Origin of the sequence: Hungatella sp. SB206, from assembly GCF_051132295.1 — a bacterium.
Lineage (GTDB): Bacteria > Bacillota > Clostridia > Lachnospirales > Lachnospiraceae > Hungatella > Hungatella effluvii.
Genome location: NZ_CP096603.1, coordinates 2,428,973 through 2,445,926 on the forward strand (window position 1 = coordinate 2,428,973; position 16,954 = coordinate 2,445,926).

13 protein-coding genes are annotated in these 16,954 nt (G+C 49.2%); 10 read left to right on the forward strand and 3 right to left on the reverse strand.

Annotated features, from left to right (window positions below; translation table 11 throughout):
* The first annotated feature begins 175 nt into the window (after window positions 1-175).
* The 6 genes from M1L66_RS10475 (at window position 176) to M1L66_RS10500 (ending at window position 6,927) form a co-directional block, all read left to right on the forward strand.
* The gene (locus M1L66_RS10475; RefSeq protein ID WP_434692779.1) at window positions 176-934 is read left to right on the forward strand and encodes a segregation and condensation protein A; all 759 of its coding nucleotides are present in this window, start codon (window positions 176-178) and stop codon (window positions 932-934) included.
* A 49-nt stretch (window positions 935-983) separates the two neighbouring features.
* The gene (scpB, locus tag M1L66_RS10480; RefSeq protein WP_187021607.1) at window positions 984-1,715 is read left to right on the forward strand and encodes an SMC-Scp complex subunit ScpB; all 732 of its coding nucleotides are present in this window, start codon (window positions 984-986) and stop codon (window positions 1,713-1,715) included.
* A 60-nt stretch (window positions 1,716-1,775) separates the two neighbouring features.
* Complete coding sequence (locus M1L66_RS10485) at window positions 1,776-2,213, forward strand: dUTP diphosphatase (RefSeq protein WP_187021606.1); 438 nt, start codon at window positions 1,776-1,778, stop codon at window positions 2,211-2,213.
* A gap of 23 nt (window positions 2,214-2,236) precedes the next feature.
* On the forward strand, window positions 2,237-3,031 hold the full coding sequence (locus M1L66_RS10490; RefSeq protein ID WP_434692782.1) for a tetratricopeptide repeat protein: 795 nt from the start codon (window positions 2,237-2,239) through the stop codon (window positions 3,029-3,031).
* Window positions 3,032-3,046: 15 nt separating this feature from the next.
* Window positions 3,047-4,294, forward strand: coding sequence for a GTPase HflX (hflX, locus tag M1L66_RS10495; RefSeq protein ID WP_434692785.1), 1,248 nt, complete (start codon window positions 3,047-3,049; stop codon window positions 4,292-4,294).
* A 269-nt stretch (window positions 4,295-4,563) separates the two neighbouring features.
* Complete coding sequence (locus M1L66_RS10500) at window positions 4,564-6,927, forward strand: ribonucleoside triphosphate reductase (RefSeq protein WP_187021602.1); 2,364 nt, start codon at window positions 4,564-4,566, stop codon at window positions 6,925-6,927.
* Window positions 6,928-6,962: 35 nt separating this feature from the next.
* Here M1L66_RS10500 and M1L66_RS10505 read toward each other — a convergent pair whose 3' ends face one another.
* Window positions 6,963-7,838, reverse strand: coding sequence for a helix-turn-helix transcriptional regulator (locus M1L66_RS10505; RefSeq protein WP_187021601.1), 876 nt, complete (start codon window positions 7,836-7,838; stop codon window positions 6,963-6,965).
* A gap of 176 nt (window positions 7,839-8,014) precedes the next feature.
* On the opposite strand from M1L66_RS10505, the gene M1L66_RS10510 reads away from it, so the two are divergent.
* Window positions 8,015-10,597: a glycoside hydrolase family 3 protein gene (locus tag M1L66_RS10510; protein ID WP_434692789.1), complete on the forward strand. Its 2,583-nt coding sequence runs from the start codon at window positions 8,015-8,017 to the stop codon at window positions 10,595-10,597.
* Window positions 10,598-10,712: 115 nt separating this feature from the next.
* Here M1L66_RS10510 and M1L66_RS10515 read toward each other — a convergent pair whose 3' ends face one another.
* Window positions 10,713-11,729 carry a response regulator gene (locus tag M1L66_RS10515; protein ID WP_187021597.1) on the reverse strand — a complete coding sequence of 339 codons (1,017 nt, stop codon included), beginning with the start codon at window positions 11,727-11,729 and terminating at the stop codon, window positions 10,713-10,715.
* A 13-nt stretch (window positions 11,730-11,742) separates the two neighbouring features.
* Window positions 11,743-13,521 (reverse strand): sensor histidine kinase, encoded by a 1,779-nt coding sequence (locus M1L66_RS10520; RefSeq protein ID WP_434692793.1) that lies wholly within the window; start codon window positions 13,519-13,521, stop codon window positions 11,743-11,745.
* A 210-nt stretch (window positions 13,522-13,731) separates the two neighbouring features.
* Here M1L66_RS10520 and M1L66_RS10525 point away from each other — a divergent pair, with 210 nt between their 5' ends.
* From M1L66_RS10525 to M1L66_RS10535, 3 genes are read left to right on the forward strand one after another with little or no spacing between them, the layout of a single operon-like run.
* Window positions 13,732-15,102, forward strand: coding sequence for an ABC transporter substrate-binding protein (locus M1L66_RS10525; RefSeq protein WP_187021594.1), 1,371 nt, complete (start codon window positions 13,732-13,734; stop codon window positions 15,100-15,102).
* A gap of 45 nt (window positions 15,103-15,147) precedes the next feature.
* Window positions 15,148-16,059 carry a carbohydrate ABC transporter permease gene (locus M1L66_RS10530; protein WP_187021592.1) on the forward strand — a complete coding sequence of 304 codons (912 nt, stop codon included), beginning with the start codon at window positions 15,148-15,150 and terminating at the stop codon, window positions 16,057-16,059.
* Window positions 16,059-16,931, forward strand: coding sequence for a carbohydrate ABC transporter permease (locus M1L66_RS10535; protein ID WP_002600504.1), 873 nt, complete (start codon window positions 16,059-16,061; stop codon window positions 16,929-16,931). Before M1L66_RS10530 ends, M1L66_RS10535 begins: the two co-directional genes overlap by 1 nt.
* The last annotated feature ends 23 nt before the right edge of the window (window positions 16,932-16,954 follow it).

Here is a 16,954-nt window from a genome sequence, read left to right on the forward strand (position 1 = left end):
AGGGATAGGATTCCTTATATTTTGGGCATTTTTTTAAAGTTGTGTATAAGTATAAACAGTAATGGTGCTTCTGTGGACAGAACTGCGGAAACTCGAGCAGGTTAAATATTTACAGAAGCCGATGGATTTGTTATACTAATCGGTAGCGCTTACTTTCTGATGCCGGGAGGAAACTATGGGAATATCCTATAAGCTGGAGAATTTTGAGGGTCCTCTGGACTTGCTGCTCCATCTGATTGAAAAGAATAAATTGAATATTTATGACATTCCTATTGTGACGATTACGGAGCAGTATCTCGATTACGTGAGCCACATGGAGACCGAGGATTTAAACATTGTCAGTGAATTCCTGGTGATGGCGGCGACGCTCATCGACATCAAATCCCGCATGCTCCTGCCGAGAGAAGTGAATGAGGACGGCGAGGAGGAAGATCCGAGGGCTGAACTGGTGGCGCGTCTTCTGGAATATAAGTATTACAAATACATGGCGTTTGAACTGAAGGAGAAGGAGGTCGGCGCGGATCGCCTGCTTTTTAAGGGGCCTACGGTGCCTCCGGAGGTGGCAAAGTATGAGCCGCCGGTGGACTTGGATGGCCTGTTGGACGGCCTGACGCTGGCAAAGCTTCAGGAGATTTTCAAGTCTGTGATGAAAAGGACAGAGGACAGGATCGACCCTGTGAGGAGCCGGTTCGGTAATATTACGAGAGAACCGGTGAGTCTGGAGGACAAGATCGCCTCGGTTCTGGGTTATGCCAGGCTGCACCGCAAATTCTCTTTCCGGCGAATGCTCGAAAGGCAGGCGGACAAGACGGAGGTCGTGGTGACGTTTCTTGCGCTTCTGGAGCTGATGAAGATCGGTAAGATTCATCTGACCCAGGAGCATTTATTCGACGATATGTTTATTGAGACGCTGGAGCCGGAAGGCGAGGAATAGGATCTGGACTTATCGGAGTTAGAGGAAGATATCGAAGGGTATAAAAAAGATGAAGAAGAAGTGGGAAGCGCAGGAGTCGCTGCCGATTGAGGAACTGAGAGAGATTACGAATGAAGAGCGGGAGTATGAGGCCGTGATCGAAGCGGTCTTATTTACCATGGGTAATTCCGTCGAGGTGAGACAGCTGGCAGCCGCGATCGGACAGGACGAGGAGACGGCAAGATCCGTCGTAAAACGGCTCATGAAGCAGTATGAAGCCGGACGGAAGGGGATGCAGATTATCGAACTGGAGAGCAGCTACCAGATGTGCACCAGGCCGGAGTATTATGAGAATCTCATCCGTGTGGCTGCCACCCCGAAAAAACAGGTGCTGACGGATGTGGTGCTGGAGACGCTGTCGATCATCGCCTATAAGCAGCCGGTCACGAAGATGGAGATCGAGAAGATCCGCGGCGTCAAGTCCGATCACGCGGTGAACAGGCTGGTGGAATACAACCTGGTATACGAGGTGGGCCGCCTCGACGCTCCGGGCCGCCCAGCACTGTTTGCCACGACGGAAGAGTTCCTTCGCAGGTTCGGAATTGGCTCGACTCAGAACCTCCCCACTCCGGACCCCGAAACCGCTGCCGAGATCCGCATGGAGGTGGAGGAGGAATTAAAGGGAAGCGGAGAGCTGCTCCCCGAAGATGAGGCGCTTCTGGAGGAAATCCCGCTCACCGAGTTGGGAGATGGGATCGCGGAAGCGGCTGTAACCCGTGAGGACGGTGGAAACACAGAATAATTACCGCACGCAGGCGGCTGAGAGACAGCCGTTCCGTGCTCACAATCAGGAGGACATACAGTGACAGAGAAGATCAGAATAAAATATTTTACAGATAAAATCGAGCGTTTATGCTACATTGGAGGCAAATCCGACTGGATCGATTTACGCGCGGCGGAAGAGATTGAACTGAAGGCGGGAGAGTTTCAGTTGATTCCGCTTGGAATCGCCATGGAGCTGCCGGCCGGCTATGAGGCCCATGTGGTGCCGAGAAGCAGCACGTTTAAGAATTACGGTGTGATCCAGACGAACAGCATGGGAGTCATCGATGAGACGTACTGCGGGGACAATGACCAGTGGTTTTTCCCAGCTTATGCCCTTCGTGACACGGTGATTCACGTCAATGACAGAATCTGCCAGTTCCGCATCATGAAGCACCAGCCGGAGCTGTCATTTGAGGAAACGGACAGGCTTGACCATGAGGACCGCGGAGGCCACGGAAGTACCGGAAAGCAGTAACCTCCCCGGATGGAGAATTTAAAATGAAAACATGTTCCAGAGTAAAAATGGGCTCCAGATTAAAGCTTCTCCTCCTGACGGCAGGCGTATGCATGAGCTTAACCGTAGGATGCGGAAAGAGTGAAAATAAATATACGTACCGCGATGCGGGAATAGAAGCGCTGAATGCTGGGGATTATGAGAGTGCGATCGCTTCTTTCGACGAGGCGATTAATGCCTCCAACGCGCTGGTGGGCGCATTTGATATCGACGTACTGAAGTACCGTGCGGAGGCGGAATACCGCGCCGCAGATTACCAGGCTGCCTCGGATACCTACGGTATCCTGATCCAGGTGGATAAGGAGCGGCCGGAATATTTGAACATGCGCTGCGTCTCCAAAGCGCAGACAGGAGACTTAAGCGGGGCGCTGGACGATTATAAGCGTGCGGCCGAACTGGATACAGAGAAGAATGCTCCGGGCAGGGCGGAGGCGATTCTCGCGGCCGGAGCAGCGCTTGAGAACCAGGGAGCCTCTGTCGAGGCCATGACGCTCTATGAGAGCGCCCAGGCGGAAGGAATCGAAAATGCCGAGCTGTACAACCGGATGGGTCTCTGCAAATTCGGGGAAAAGGATTATGAGACGGCTATTACCTATTTCGCCCAGGGATTATTAAAGCCGGATGCCGCCTCGGTGCCGGACCTGATCTACAATCAGGCGGTTGCATACGAGTACAAGGGAGACTTTGACAAGGCGCGGGAGCTGATGGAGCAGTATGTGGCAGGAAACAGCTCGGACGAAGAAGCCGCGCGGGAACTGGAGTTTTTAAAGACAAGGTAATGGATTAGGAGATCAATGGCTGATTTAGTGGAGTTAAAGGAAATCGAAGAGCGGGTCATTCTGGTGGCCGTGAGCACGGAAGAGGAAAGCCTGGCAGCAGCCTCCTTAGAGGAGCTGGAGGAGCTTGTGGAGACGGCGGGAGCCGTCACGGTGGACAAGATCATCCAGAACCGGGAACGGATTCATCCGGGGACGTATCTGGGCAAGGGAAAGATCGAAGAGGTGAAGGAGCGCGTCTGGGAGCTGAATGCCACTGGCATTGTCTGCGACGACGAGCTGTCGCCCGCACAGCTTCGGAATCTGGAGGATGCACTGGATACGAAGGTGATGGACCGTACCATGGTAATTCTCGACATTTTCGCTTCCAGGGCGACGACCAGGGAAGGTAAGATCCAGGTGGAGCTGGCCCAGCTGAAGTACCGGGCAGCCAGACTGGTGGGACTGAGAAATTCGCTCTCCCGTCTGGGCGGCGGAATCGGAACGAGAGGTCCCGGCGAGAAGAAGCTGGAGGTGGACCGCCGTCTGATTCACGACCGGATCGGCCAGCTGAAAGCGGAACTGGAGGATGTGAAGCGCCACAGGGACGTGGCCAGGCAGCAGCGGACAAGGAACCATACTCCGGTGGCAGCCATTGTGGGTTACACCAACGCGGGAAAGTCCACGCTGCTCAACACGCTTACGGACGCCGGAATTCTGGCGGAGGACAAACTCTTTGCCACGCTGGATCCGACGACGAGAAACTTAGAGCTTCCCGGCGGGGAGCAGATTCTTCTGACTGACACGGTCGGATTTATACGGAAGCTGCCCCATAATCTGATCGAGGCGTTTAAGAGCACACTGGAGGAGGCAAAGTACTCGGACATCATTCTTCATGTGGTGGACTGTTCCAATCCCCAGATGGATATGCAGATGTATGTGGTCTATGAGACGCTGAAGGAGTTGGGCGTTCACGACAAGGAAGTGATCACAGTCTTTAATAAGATAGACGCGGCAGGTGAGATGAGGATCCCCCGCGACTTATCTTCCGATTACCAGGTGAAGATTTCGGCAAAGACCGGGGAGGGACTGGACGAGCTCCTGAATCTGCTGGAGAGTATTTTGAGGAGCCGGAAAGTATTCCTGGAGCGGATATACCCCTATCAGGATGCCGGAAAGATACAGCTGATCCGGAAATACGGCCAGCTTCTGAAGGAAGAGTACCGGGACGACGGTATTTTTGTCAGCGCCTATGTGCCTGCAGAGATGTATGCAAACCTGATATAAAATGGTAAAAAGCATAAATGTACGGCTGCGGAGCACACCGGTCGAATTGGTGGTTGAGAAACTGTGTAAGGTGTGCTATACTGACAGACAGTTCGCAGTTTTGCAATAAGTGACTCGAAGCTTATAAGAAAACATAATAAGACACAATATATGGTTTTAATGTTTTTTTGCGAAACCAGATATTGTGTTTTTGTTTCTCTTCTGCTATAATAAACAATGCACCGGTTAAGGCGGTGTCAGGGTTGTAAAAGGAAAGGAGTCAGGTATAAATGATATCAGTATTGAAAAGAGATGGGGAGGTCGCTGAATTCAGTCTGAATAAGATAACGGAAGCGATAAAGAAGGCATTTAAGGCTACAAAGAAGGATTTTAACAATGAGATTCTGGAGCTGTTGTCCCTCCGTGTTACGGCGGACTTTCAGGAAAAGATGAGAGACGGCCAGGTAACGGTTGAGCAGATTCAGGACAGCGTTGAGCACGTCCTGGAGCAGACCGGTTACACGGATGTGGCAAAGGCCTATATTTTATACAGAAAACAAAGAGAAAAAATCCGTAACATGAAGAATACCATTCTGGATTATAAGGATGTGGTGAACAGCTATGTGAAGGTGGAGGACTGGCGTGTCAAGGAAAACTCGACCGTTACCTATTCCGTAGGCGGCCTGATCTTAAGCAATTCCGGCGCGGTTACGGCAAACTACTGGCTGTCCGAGATATACGATCAGGAGATCGCGGATGCCCACAGGAATGCGGATATCCATATCCACGATTTGTCCATGCTGACAGGCTACTGCGCGGGCTGGTCCTTAAAGCAGCTTCTCATGGAAGGTCTGGGCGGCATTCCGGGCAAGATCACATCCTCCCCTGCAAAGCATTTATCCGTGCTCTGCAACCAGATGGTTAACTTTTTAGGCATAATGCAGAATGAATGGGCAGGCGCTCAGGCATTTTCCTCTTTCGATACCTACCTTGCTCCTTTTGTAAAGATAGATAACTTAACCTACCCGGAGGTGAAGAAGTGCATCGAGTCCTTCATCTACGGCGTTAATACGCCAAGCCGCTGGGGTACTCAGGCGCCGTTCTCCAACATCACGCTGGACTGGACCGTGCCGGGCGATATGGCAGAGCTTCCGGCTATTGTAGGCGGTAAGGAAGCGGACTTCAAGTACAAAGACTGTAAGACAGAGATGGACATGATTAACAAGGCCTTCATTGAGACGATGATCGAGGGAGACGCCAACGGACGCGGATTCCAGTATCCGATTCCGACCTATTCCATCACCAAGGACTTTGACTGGTCTGATACTGAGAACAACAGACTGCTGTTTGAGATGACCTCCAAGTACGGTACGCCTTACTTCTCCAATTACATAAACAGCGATATGGAACCCAGCGATGTCAGAAGTATGTGCTGCCGTCTGCGCCTCGATCTCCGGGAGCTGCGCAGGAAGACGGGCGGGTTCTTCGGATCAGGCGAGAGTACCGGATCGGTGGGCGTCGTAACCATCAATATGCCGAGAATCGCTTACCTGGCAAAGGACGAGGCCGATTTCTACAGCCGTTTGGACCATATGATGGACGTTTCCGCAAGGTCCTTAAAGACGAAGCGGGAAGTGATCACCAAGCTGCTGAACCAGGGACTGTACCCTTATACCAGGAGATATCTGGGAACCTTTGAAAACCATTTCTCCACCATCGGCTTAATCGGCATGAACGAGGTTGGCCTCAATGCCAGATGGCTGGGCGAAGACATGACAAGTATACAGACACAGGAATTTACAAAGAACGTATTAAACCATATGAGAGAGCGCCTTTCTGATTATCAGGAGAAATATGGCGACTTATACAATCTGGAGGCCACACCGGCGGAGTCCACGACCTACCGTCTGGCCAAGCATGACAGGAAGAGATATCCGGATATTAAGACGGCCGGAGCCGAAGGGGATACGCCTTACTATACCAACAGCTCTCATCTGCCTGTCGATTATACGGCAGATATATTCGATGCTCTGGATATTCAGGATGAGCTGCAGACCTTATACACCTCGGGAACCGTATTCCATGCCTTCCTGGGTGAGAAGCTTCCTGACTGGGCGGCCGCGGCGAGACTGGTGCGCACCATTGCGGAGAACTACAAGCTTCCGTATTACACGCTGTCACCGACGTATTCCATCTGTGCAGAGCATGGCTATCTCATCGGCGAACACAGCGTCTGCCCGATCTGCGGAAAGCGCGCTGAGATCTACAGCCGTATCACCGGCTACTACAGACCGGTACAGAACTGGAACGAGGGCAAGACTCAGGAATACAAGAACCGTACCACCTACGACATCACCGGATCAGTACTGAAGAAGGGAAACAAGAGTACGGAGACGGTGAAGGAAGCCGTTCACAACGCAGAGATTCCGGCTGGTTCCTACCTCTTCACGACCAAGACGTGTCCAAACTGCAAGATGGCAAAGCAGTTCTTAAAGGATGTGGATTATGAGGTGGTGGATGCAGAGGAGAACGCAGAGCTGGCGGAGCAGCTTGGCATCATGCAGGCGCCTACCCTGGTAGTCGTGAGCGATGGCCAGGTAAAGAAGATCGCCAATGCCTCCAACATCAGGAAGTATGCGGAGACCATCGCATAATACATCATAAATCAGTAAATATAAAATGCCGCAAATCACGGAGTAAAAAGTGATTCTGCGGCATTTTTTGCTGCGGATTTTGCAGCAGATTTCCGTATCTTCTGCGGAGTTGTCCCATACATTTCCTTAAAAACCCGCATGAAGACCTTGTAATTCGTAAGGCCGTTCTGTACCATCAGCTGCGTAATGCTTTCATCTGATTTCAGGAGCTCTTCGTAAAAATTCATGGTGCGCACAGAATTTACGTATGCCAGAAATGTCTGGCCCGTATATTTCTTAAACAGGCGGCAGAAATACTCCCGGCTTAGGCCCTGGGAAGCGGCGGCATCGTTAAGCGTCAGCGGCCTGCGGAAATTCCGGCGGACATAGTCCATAATTCCGGCAATCCGCTTCATATCCCGGCTGGAATCGTCATCGCTTCCGGACTCGTTCCAATGGGAACAGCAGCGGTAGAGATAATAGAGAAACTCATAGAGATGTGCGGTTACCAGAAGCTGATAGCCGTCCGTCTGTCTTTCGTATTCGCTCACCATGGCGTTCAAATGGATGAACATCTCCTTTTGATCCGGGCTTTGGATCACTTTCGTGATCAGTGTCTGGAAATGGAGCGCCTCAAAATTGGGGAAAAAGCGCCTCATCTGCTCCGCCGAAATCTGAAGCAGCACATAGGTAGTAAGGCCTGCTGTCTGTGTCATATGAAGTTCGTTGGAATTGATGACCAGCAGGCTTCCCGGCTCCGGCTGATACGTTTCGGCCTGAATGACTGCCGTCAGCCGCCCATCGATCAGGCACAGGATCTCTAAGTATTCGTGCCAGTGAGCCGGTATGGTCATGGGCATACAATGGACGAGTTCCAGTTTCGCCGGCAGATTGATGTTCTCGGAAACTTCTTCGTGAATGATGTGGTCCATCCTGCGTTCCTTTCTCTGCTGTATATCAATAGTGACAGGAATATCTGTTTTTATTCTACTAAAAGTTTGCAATTATATCAATATCAACCTATAAAAGGTTAAAAAAGTATCTAGCGGCCGTTGAGGCAATCGTGCATAATAGAGAAAAACAGACAGATATCATTTGGAGGTCAGATATGAAGTTAAAAAACAGGACATTTACCGGTTCCACATCAGACGCAGTAACGAAAAGAGAGCAGGAAAACAGGGAGATCGCCCGCAGAGCGGCTTCCGAAGGATTTGTACTTTTAAAAAATGACGGCCATCTGCTGCCGCTCGCTGCAAAGGGAAAAATCGGGCTTTACGGAGCAGGGGCAGTCAAGACCATAAAAGGGGGCACCGGCTCCGGCGATGTCAATGAGCGGGACTGTGTTTCCATTTATCAGGGGTTAAAGGCCGCAGGCTATGAAGTGACAAGCGATGTATGGCTCTCCTCTTATGAGACCATTTACGCGGATGCAAGACAGGCCTGGAAAGAGGCGGTCCTGGATAAACTGAAACAGTATAACGGCAACTTTTTCCAGGCGTACTCCACCACACCGTTTGTCGTTCCATGCGGCAATACGATCGACGAGGAGGCTGCAAAGGCCGATGGAGCCGATACCGCGGTATTTGTGCTCAGCCGTATTGCGGGGGAAAATGCTGATCGTCACGATACGGGAGGGGATTACTTCATCACAGAAGAAGAAAAAGCGCTTCTGGCACAGGTTTCTGCTTCCTATGACAACGTAGTTCTCGTTATCAATACGGGAGGTCTGATTGACCTGGCCTTTACTGAGGAGTTTGTAAATATAAAATCCATCGTGCAGTTCATGCAGGCCGGTCAGGAAGGCGGTTCGGCGTTTGCAGATATTATTTCCGGCACCGTAAATCCAAGCGGAAAAATGACGGATTCCTGGGCTTATACCTACGCAGATTACCCCAATGCCCAGACCTTCAGCCATAAGAACGGCAACATAGAGACGGAGAAGTACGAAGAGGGAATTTTCGTCGGATACCGTTATTTCGATACCTTCGATGTGCCGGTTCGCTACGGTTTCGGCTTCGGATTGTCCTATACGGAATTTTCCGTTGTGGGAACCGGAATCAGCGCTTCCGGTCTGGATACAGACCAGCCGAAAATCTCGGTTACGGCTTCCGTGAAGAATATCGGACATACGTATGCCGGAAAGGAAGTTGTGGAAGTCTACGTATCCTGTCCGCAGAATGATATGCCAAAAGAGTTCCGCCGTCTGGCCGGCTTCGGAAAGACCGCGCTTTTATCTCCTGACGAGACCCAGGATTTAACGATTACCTTCCCGCTGTATCAGCTGGCCTCCTATCATGAAGATAAGGCGGCATGGATCCTGGAGGCGGGTACATATGGCGTCTGGGTGGGGAGTTCCCTGGAAGCCTCCAGCTTATCCGCTACGATCTGTCTCGACGCGGACGCCGTGATGGTGCAGTGCGAAACGATCTGTGAGAGAAAAGAAGACTTAACGGAACTGGTGCCGGATGCCGGCAAGATGAAGGCAAAAGAGGAAGCGTGGAAGAGTCTGGCGGAATCCTTAAAGCTTCCTGGCATATCGGTCTGTGCGGACCAGATCGTGACAGAAACGGCCGTGTATCCGGAACACTTAGGCGTGACGGAAGGAAAAGCCGGAGAGATCGTGAGCACCTTATCCGAGGAACAGCTGATTGCACTTGCCACAGGCGATCCTGGAAAAGGCCAGGAAAGCGCCCTTGGCTCCGCAGGACTTACGGTGCCGGGAGCTGCGGCTGAGACATCCTCCGCTGCAATAGATTCCCCATGGAACGTGGCCAGCATGGTACTGGCAGACGGACCTGCCGGTTTAAGGCTCCATAAGACGTATCAGGTAGTGGACGGTATGATCAAAAAAGGCGGGTTCCTCCAGGCCTTTGAGGGCGGCTTCTTTGCCGATCCGGAAGAGGCGGAAGGCACAACCTACTATCAGTACTGTACCGCAATCCCGGTCGGTACGCTTCTGGCACAGACATGGGATGTCAGTCTTCTGAAGGAAGTTGGGGAGATGATCGGCCGTGAGATGGAACTGTTTAACGTGACGCTGTGGCTGGCGCCTGGCATGAATATTCACCGGAATCCGCTCTGCGGCCGGAACTTCGAATACTATTCTGAGGATCCGCTTCTGTCCGGTATGATGGCGTCCGCAATCACTCTCGGCGTTCAGAAAATTCCGGGATGCGGAACTACGATCAAGCATTTTGCCTGCAACAATCAGGAGGATAACCGTATGGGGTCTGATTCTGTCCTTTCAGAGAGAGCGATGCGCGAGATTTATTTAAAGGGATTTGAAATTGCAGTGAAGAATTCACAGCCCATGTCGATTATGACGTCCTACAACCAGATCAACGGTGTCCATGCAGCAAATTCCTACGATATCTGCACAAAGGCCGCCAGAGACGAGTGGGGCTTTGCAGGCGCAATCATGACAGACTGGACCACCACCACAGCATCCACCGCAGGCGTATGCACGGCTGCGGGCTGTATGCGGGCAGGCAATGATATGGTAATGCCGGGCGTGAAAGCAGACCATGACAATATCCGTCAGGAGCTGAAGGAGGGAACTCTGGAGCCTGGAGCATTGCAGAGATGCATCTGCAATACCGTGAATCTGGCGCTGCAGTCTAACCAGTATGAGGAGGCAGTCAACTATGGCAGCCAGTTTGATGGGCTGGGGACATATATGACGGTGGAATAATATAATAGGAGTACGATACAAGAACATAATACAGGAACATGATATGATAGAGCCCCGGACCGAAAAAGGTTTCGGGGCTTTTGCGCGGCGTCGGGTGAAGTACGGCGGGAGCAGCCTATTTATTTTCTGCAAATTGTGACGGCGTAGAGCCTGTATATTTTTTAAATACCTGGCTGAAATACTGTGGATTGCTGCCGAATCCCACAGCTTCCGCGATGACGTGAATGTGATCAGCGCCGCTCTGGCGCAGAAGTCTCTGGGCTTTCTCGATGCGGCTTCGGTTTATGTAATTGGAAAATTTCTCACCGGACTGCTTCGTAAAGGTTCGGCTCAGATAGCTGACATTGATGTACAGCAGATTTTCAGCAATGTATTTTAATGAAAGATTTTCATCGTCTAAGTGAGCGGACACATAAGCCTTCACTGTATCGGCAAGAGACGTTTTCGCAAAAGCTGATTTCTGTTTGTTGTCGGTAAACAGAAGGCTTATAATCTGTCTGCTGATAATGTCTCTCAAATTCATCACATTCTGTTCGCTCAGTATCTGTTCCGTAAAATGAGACAGGTCTTCGGCGGAAGGCGGCAGGAATTGGGTATGAAGCTCCATTAGCAGATTGAGGCCGACAGGGCGCAGCTCTGCCGGTGTGGCAAAATGAGTAAAAAAGTGGTCTAACAGCAGCCGGGCCTGTTCTGTATTCCCTTCCTGGCGGCAGACTAAAAGACGGGATACAAGATCGGCAATACCGGGGTTACTGTAGACCGGGAGAGACTTTTTTACGTGGTTTACAGCCTCTATGATCGCCTCCTCACTGATGGGCTTTAATAAGTATTCACGAACACCGTATTTTATTGCGCGGCGTGCGTAGTCGAATTCCGGGTATCCGGTGAGAATAATGAATTGAATATGAGAATCCAGGCTTTGGAGCTTCTCGATTAAGTCCAGTCCGTCCAAGCCGGGCATGCGGATGTCGGTCATTACAATGTCCGGCGCCGTATCCATGATTGCATCCAGGGTTTCCATGCCATTTTTACAGCTTGCGGTAATCTGGATATCCAGGGCCTCCCAGTCGATTAATTCCACAATGGCTTCACGGATAAGTTTTTCGTCGTCTGCAATTAGTAATTTATGCATAGTAATACTCCTTTCATGATAGGTCAGAAGAGGAGGCTTCTGCCTTCCTGGGAATTGAAAATGACACAATGGCCATATTATTTCTGTTATCAAAATTTAAGTGGCAATCGTCTCCGAACAGGATGCGGAGGCGGGAATCGATATTCAGGAGGCCGATTCCATTTCCTTTCGGTTTCACCGTCTGATCCTTTAGATGCTCCAGAATCCGGTTATCGATGAAGGAACCGCTGTTTTCCACCTGCACCTTTATGAACGTGTTGTTTTCCTCCGTAACGGAAAGACGGATCACGTATTCATCCTGCGGTTCCTCCTGAGAATGGAGAATGGCATTCTCCACCAAAGGCTGGATGGTCATCTTTGGAAGCTCTGATTCCAGTGCGGACGGATCGATGTTCATTTCTACTACCAGGTCGTCAAACCGGATCTGCTGGATCTTGACGTAGCAGGATACGATTTCCAGCTCTTTTTCAATGGAAATCATATTTTCCTGGTTATTCAATGTGCTCTGAAGCATGCTTCCCAGGGACTGGGCAATGGTGGATATATCTTTTGACCCCGCTCTCTTAGCCAGCCAGTTAATACTGTTTAAGGTATTGTAGAGAAAATGGGGATTTACCTGCTGCTCCAGTGCCTTAAGCTTTGCCTGGGTGATGAGAAGTTCGTTTACATAGCTGTCCTCAATCAGCTTTTTTAACTCTACAACCATCTGATCAAAGGATGCGTTTAAAATGGTCATCTCGTCCTGACTGTTGGTGGATGGCGTCAGTGCAGTCTGTGGTTTCATAATTCCCTCTTTTTTAATCCGCTCCATTTTTTCCACCAGCATGTTGAACTGATAGGAAATATTTTTTACAATGCGTCCGGCCAGAAATGTAGCAATAGAAATCGACAGAATCAGAGAAAACACGAACACAGGAATCAACCGGTTAATAGAATGAAAAATATTATCATAGGGAACAGCCAGGGAGATTCGCCACGTTCCGTTTTCAACCGGCAGTTTTGCAAAGGTTATAAACATGCGCCTGCCGTTAATATTTTTAATGGCGTAGGGCTGGGTATCCGAGAAAAGCTTCTGGTAATGACGGAGATAGCTTTCATTGTCGGCCGGATAGATCAGCTGTTCACCGCTGCTGATGAATAAATCAAAATGCTGACCGTTGGAATAGCGGGACTTTAAGATGTCCTGTACCGTATCCTGTAAGTCAATTTCAATAATTAAGTATCCCATGGGTTTTAAACTTAAATTTTTTACCTTTAGTATTTTGCGGGCGCAGAGAAGGCGGGCACCTTTTTCGGAAGGACGCCAGACCAGGCGCCCGTTGGCATTATCACATGCCTCCATCAGACGCCCAGTGGCTTCCTCCGATTCAGAATAGCTTGTTTTCCCCCACCAGATATTCTTTCCATTAGGTGTAAGGGTAGTTAGATGAACCATGTCAGACGTATAATACTGGTTAAAGATAGCGATAATTTCATTTTTTGCCTTTTGCGCAGGAAGCGGCGACGATTTGGAGGTGCTGCAGACATCCAGGTTTTCCTGAAAGGCGGAACCGTAAGCGATATAGGAGGAGACTGTTTCAATACTTTCCAGCTGATACATGAATTCGTCAGAGACGAAGGAAAGCGAGTTGGCGGTCTGGCCATACAGAAGTTTGTTATACTGGTTGATGACATAACTGAACCCAAATAAAGTAAAACCGGTAATGGTAGCGGCCACAACGATAATAATAAGTATCAGTCTGTGTTTTAGTTTTAGATCGTTAAACGAATATGTAAAATGTTGAAGCTTCATAAGCAGTATCCCCTGTATAAAATGCCGGATTATATCCTGTGTTAGGTTTGTAATATAGCATGATTTCGGCTGAAAGTACAGGCTGTTTGTGTAAAAGGTAATGAAATTGAACAAAACTGGTAAAGAAAATTGATTAAAATGTATGAAAAAGCGTGATATGATTTTACCAGCAATGAAAATCAAAATCATGAAGGAGAGAGGTTGACAATTATGAAAGTTTGGAAGCGTGTAGCAGCACTTGCTATGATGAGTGTCCTTGCAGCGGGCATGTTGGCAGGGTGTGGTTCTAAGGATTCAGAAAAAGCGGCAGAAGGATCCGCAAAAGGGACGACAGCAGGAAATGCTGAAACAACGAAAGGGGCAGCAGCGGAGGGACAGACCGTAATCCGTGTATGCTGGTGGGGAAATCAGACCAGAAATGACGGAACCGTTAAGGCTCTTGAGATGTATGAAGCAGAGCATCCGGAAGTAAAATTTGAAGTGGAGTTCTCTGACTGGAATGGTTACTGGGATAAACTGGCCACACAGGCGGCAGGAGGAAATCTTCCGGATATTATTCAAATGGATTATGCATTCTTAAGCCAGTATCAGGAAAAAGGGCAGTTAGTAGACTTGAATCAATATATTGAAAGCGGTGTGATTGATACCACTAACGTACCAGACAGTATTATGAAGAGTGGTGAGATCGATGGAGGTACCTACGCCATTGTAGCAGGAACCAATGCAAAAGCGCTGTTAGTTAATACCGCAGTAATGGAAGAAGCTGGTGTAACACTTCCCAAACAGCCAACCTATGAAGAGTTCTTTGCAGCTGCAAAAACGATTTATGAAATAACCGGCCAGCAGATCGCGATTCCAAGCAACGATGAACAGTCCATGCTGTTTATGGCAAGAGCCCTTGGACAGACTATGTTTACGAAAGACGGAACAGCACTCGGAATGCCGGATGATACGGTAGCCCTTCGTTATTACACCAGACTGAAGGAGACGCTTGATGAGGGCTTCCATGTTTCCCCGGAGGTCATGGCAGAATCATCTACCAATCAGTTAAGCAACTTTGCAGCAGGAAAAGAGTGGTGCCAGCTGACTAACTCCAACATGATTGTCAATACCATTGCCCAGTGCGAAGATGATGTACAGTACGATATTTATATGTACCCGACAGAAGCAGATGCAGTTTCACAGCCGATCTTCGTTAAGCCGTCTCAGTTTTATAGTGTGACGAAAGACTCTGAGAATCCGGAAATTGCGGCAGATGTCATCAACTTCCTGACAAACTCTGTAGAGGCTAACACAGAAGCATTAAAGGGAGAGAGAGGCGTGCCGATCTCCAGTGTTGTGACAGAAGCTGTTAATGGAGTAGTAGATGAGTGCACTGGAAGAATCAATGCTTATGTGGCAGAGGTTGCAAAAGTAGCTACGGAAATCGATCCTCCGTTCCCTCCTGCATCGGCGGAAATTGGCAAAATGATCAGCGATCTGGCAGATGCAGTGCGTTACCAGGAGATTACTCCGGAAGAAGCGGCTCATAGCTTCTATGAGCAGGCGACTGAACTGCTTCAAAAGGGTGCGGCAGAATAATTCGGACTCATGCAAAGGTGATGGCGGCCAGGAGGTGGCGCAGTGATGAAAAATAAAAAGCGGATGAACTCCGCAGTGAGAAGGGAAGCAGTAGCGGGATATCTGTTTATTATGCCATTTATTATCGGTTTTTTGGCATTCTCCGCGGTTCCCATTCTGATTTCTTTATATCTTTCTTTTACAGAATACGATGTTTTGGGAAGTCCGAAATTTATTGGACTCCAAAATTACATAAGAATGTTTACGGCTGACCCGAAGGTTTGGAAAACCTTCGGAGTCACATTCTTCTACGCAGCAGTATCGGTTCCTCTAAAGCTTATTATGGCACTGGCTGTTGCCATGCTGTTCTTAAAAAATACTCGTTTTACAGGCTTTATGAGAGGGGTCTACTACCTGCCTTCCATCATGGGCGGAAGTATCGCCGTAGCCGTTTTATGGAGAAGACTGTTTGCCAGCGACGGTGTCATAAATGCTCTTATGGCTCTGGTGGGGCTGCCGGGCGACACCTCGTGGCTGGGAAGAAAGGATACAGCCATCTGGACCCTGATTATCCTCGCCGTATGGCAGTTCGGTTCTTCCATGCTGATCTTTCTTGCGGGCTTAAAGCAGATTCCGGCCAGTCTTTATGAGGCGGCTACCGTAGACGGCGGCTCCAGGTTCAGACAATTTATAAGCATTACGCTTCCCATGCTGACGCCGGTTCTCTTCTTTAATCTGGTGCAGCAGACGATTAATGCGTTTATGGCCTTTACACAGAGCTTCGTGATTACTGGCGGCGGCCCCAGGGATTCAACCCGTTTCTACTGTGTTTACCAGTATCAGAGGGCCTTCGAGTTTCATGAGATGGGATACGCCAGCGCCATGGCCTGGTTTATGCTCGTGGTAATTGGTATTCTGACGGCTCTGATCTTTCAGTCGTCAACCAGGTGGGTTTATAATGAATCGAAGGAAGGGTGATGCGCATGAAACATAACAGTTCCGTAAGGACACAGGAAAAAGTCAGCGCCGGACAGGTGATAACCACAATTCTGGTTATTTTAGGCGGACTTACGATGATTTATCCGCTGCTGTGGATGGTTATGAGCTCCTTGAAAGAAAACAATGAGATATTCAGCAGTGCAAGCAGCCTGATTCCAAAGGAATTCCATTTTGAAAATTATGCAAACGGCTGGCGCGGATTTGCGAAGATCAGCTTTGCCACATTCTTTAAAAATTCCTTCTTTATCGCTGCCGTGGGAACCATCGGCGCTGTCTTTTCCTCGGCATTTATTGCATTTGGATTTGCAAGACTGAAGTTTAAGGGACGTAATTTCTGGTTTATCTGCATGCTAGTTACCATGATGCTTCCATTCCAGGTTATTATGATTCCGCAGTATATTATTTTCAACAAATTGGGCTGGGTAGGCACATTCCTGCCCCTGATCGTACCCAGCTTTTTTGGCGGATCTTTCTTTATATTTCTGATTATTCAGTTTATATATGGAATTCCAAAGGATCTCGATGAGGCTGCTAAAATTGATGGATGCGGCTACCTGGATATTTTTATCCGCATTATCATACCGCTAATCGTACCGGCTCTTGTGACCTGCGCTATCTTCTCCTTCATGTGGAAATGGGATGATTTCATGGGGTCACTTCTGTATTTAAACAAGCCGAGCATGTATCCGGTAACGATGGCTCTTAAAATGTTTGCAGACCCGACCTCAATTACTGACTGGGGCGCCATGTTCGCCATGGCTACGCTGTCTATTATCCCGATTTTCCTTATATTTGTATTCTTTCAGAAATATCTGGTAAATGGTATCAGCACGGAGGGATTAAAGGGATAGCGCGTATGCTCTGCGGAGTGAAA

Bases quoted from the DNA above. Each gene is read 5' to 3' on its own strand.
- M1L66_RS10535 (WP_002600504.1), top strand. From the start codon at position 16,059: ATGCGCATGAAACATAACAGTTCCGTAAGGACACAGGAAAAAGTCAGC.
- M1L66_RS10490 (WP_434692782.1), top strand. From the start codon at position 2,237: ATGAAAACATGTTCCAGAGTAAAAATGGGCTCCAGATTAAAGCTTCTC.
- hflX (WP_434692785.1), top strand. From the start codon at position 3,047: ATGGCTGATTTAGTGGAGTTAAAGGAAATCGAAGAGCGGGTCATTCTG.
- M1L66_RS10475 (WP_434692779.1), top strand. From the start codon at position 176: ATGGGAATATCCTATAAGCTGGAGAATTTTGAGGGTCCTCTGGACTTG.
- scpB (WP_187021607.1), top strand. From the start codon at position 984: ATGAAGAAGAAGTGGGAAGCGCAGGAGTCGCTGCCGATTGAGGAACTG.
- M1L66_RS10500 (WP_187021602.1), top strand. From the start codon at position 4,564: ATGATATCAGTATTGAAAAGAGATGGGGAGGTCGCTGAATTCAGTCTG.
- M1L66_RS10525 (WP_187021594.1), top strand. From the start codon at position 13,732: ATGAAAGTTTGGAAGCGTGTAGCAGCACTTGCTATGATGAGTGTCCTT.
- M1L66_RS10520 (WP_434692793.1), bottom strand. From the start codon at position 13,521: ATGAAGCTTCAACATTTTACATATTCGTTTAACGATCTAAAACTAAAA.
- M1L66_RS10505 (WP_187021601.1), bottom strand. From the start codon at position 7,838: ATGGACCACATCATTCACGAAGAAGTTTCCGAGAACATCAATCTGCCG.
- M1L66_RS10530 (WP_187021592.1), top strand. From the start codon at position 15,148: ATGAAAAATAAAAAGCGGATGAACTCCGCAGTGAGAAGGGAAGCAGTA.
- M1L66_RS10510 (WP_434692789.1), top strand. From the start codon at position 8,015: ATGAAGTTAAAAAACAGGACATTTACCGGTTCCACATCAGACGCAGTA.
- M1L66_RS10515 (WP_187021597.1), bottom strand. From the start codon at position 11,729: ATGCATAAATTACTAATTGCAGACGACGAAAAACTTATCCGTGAAGCC.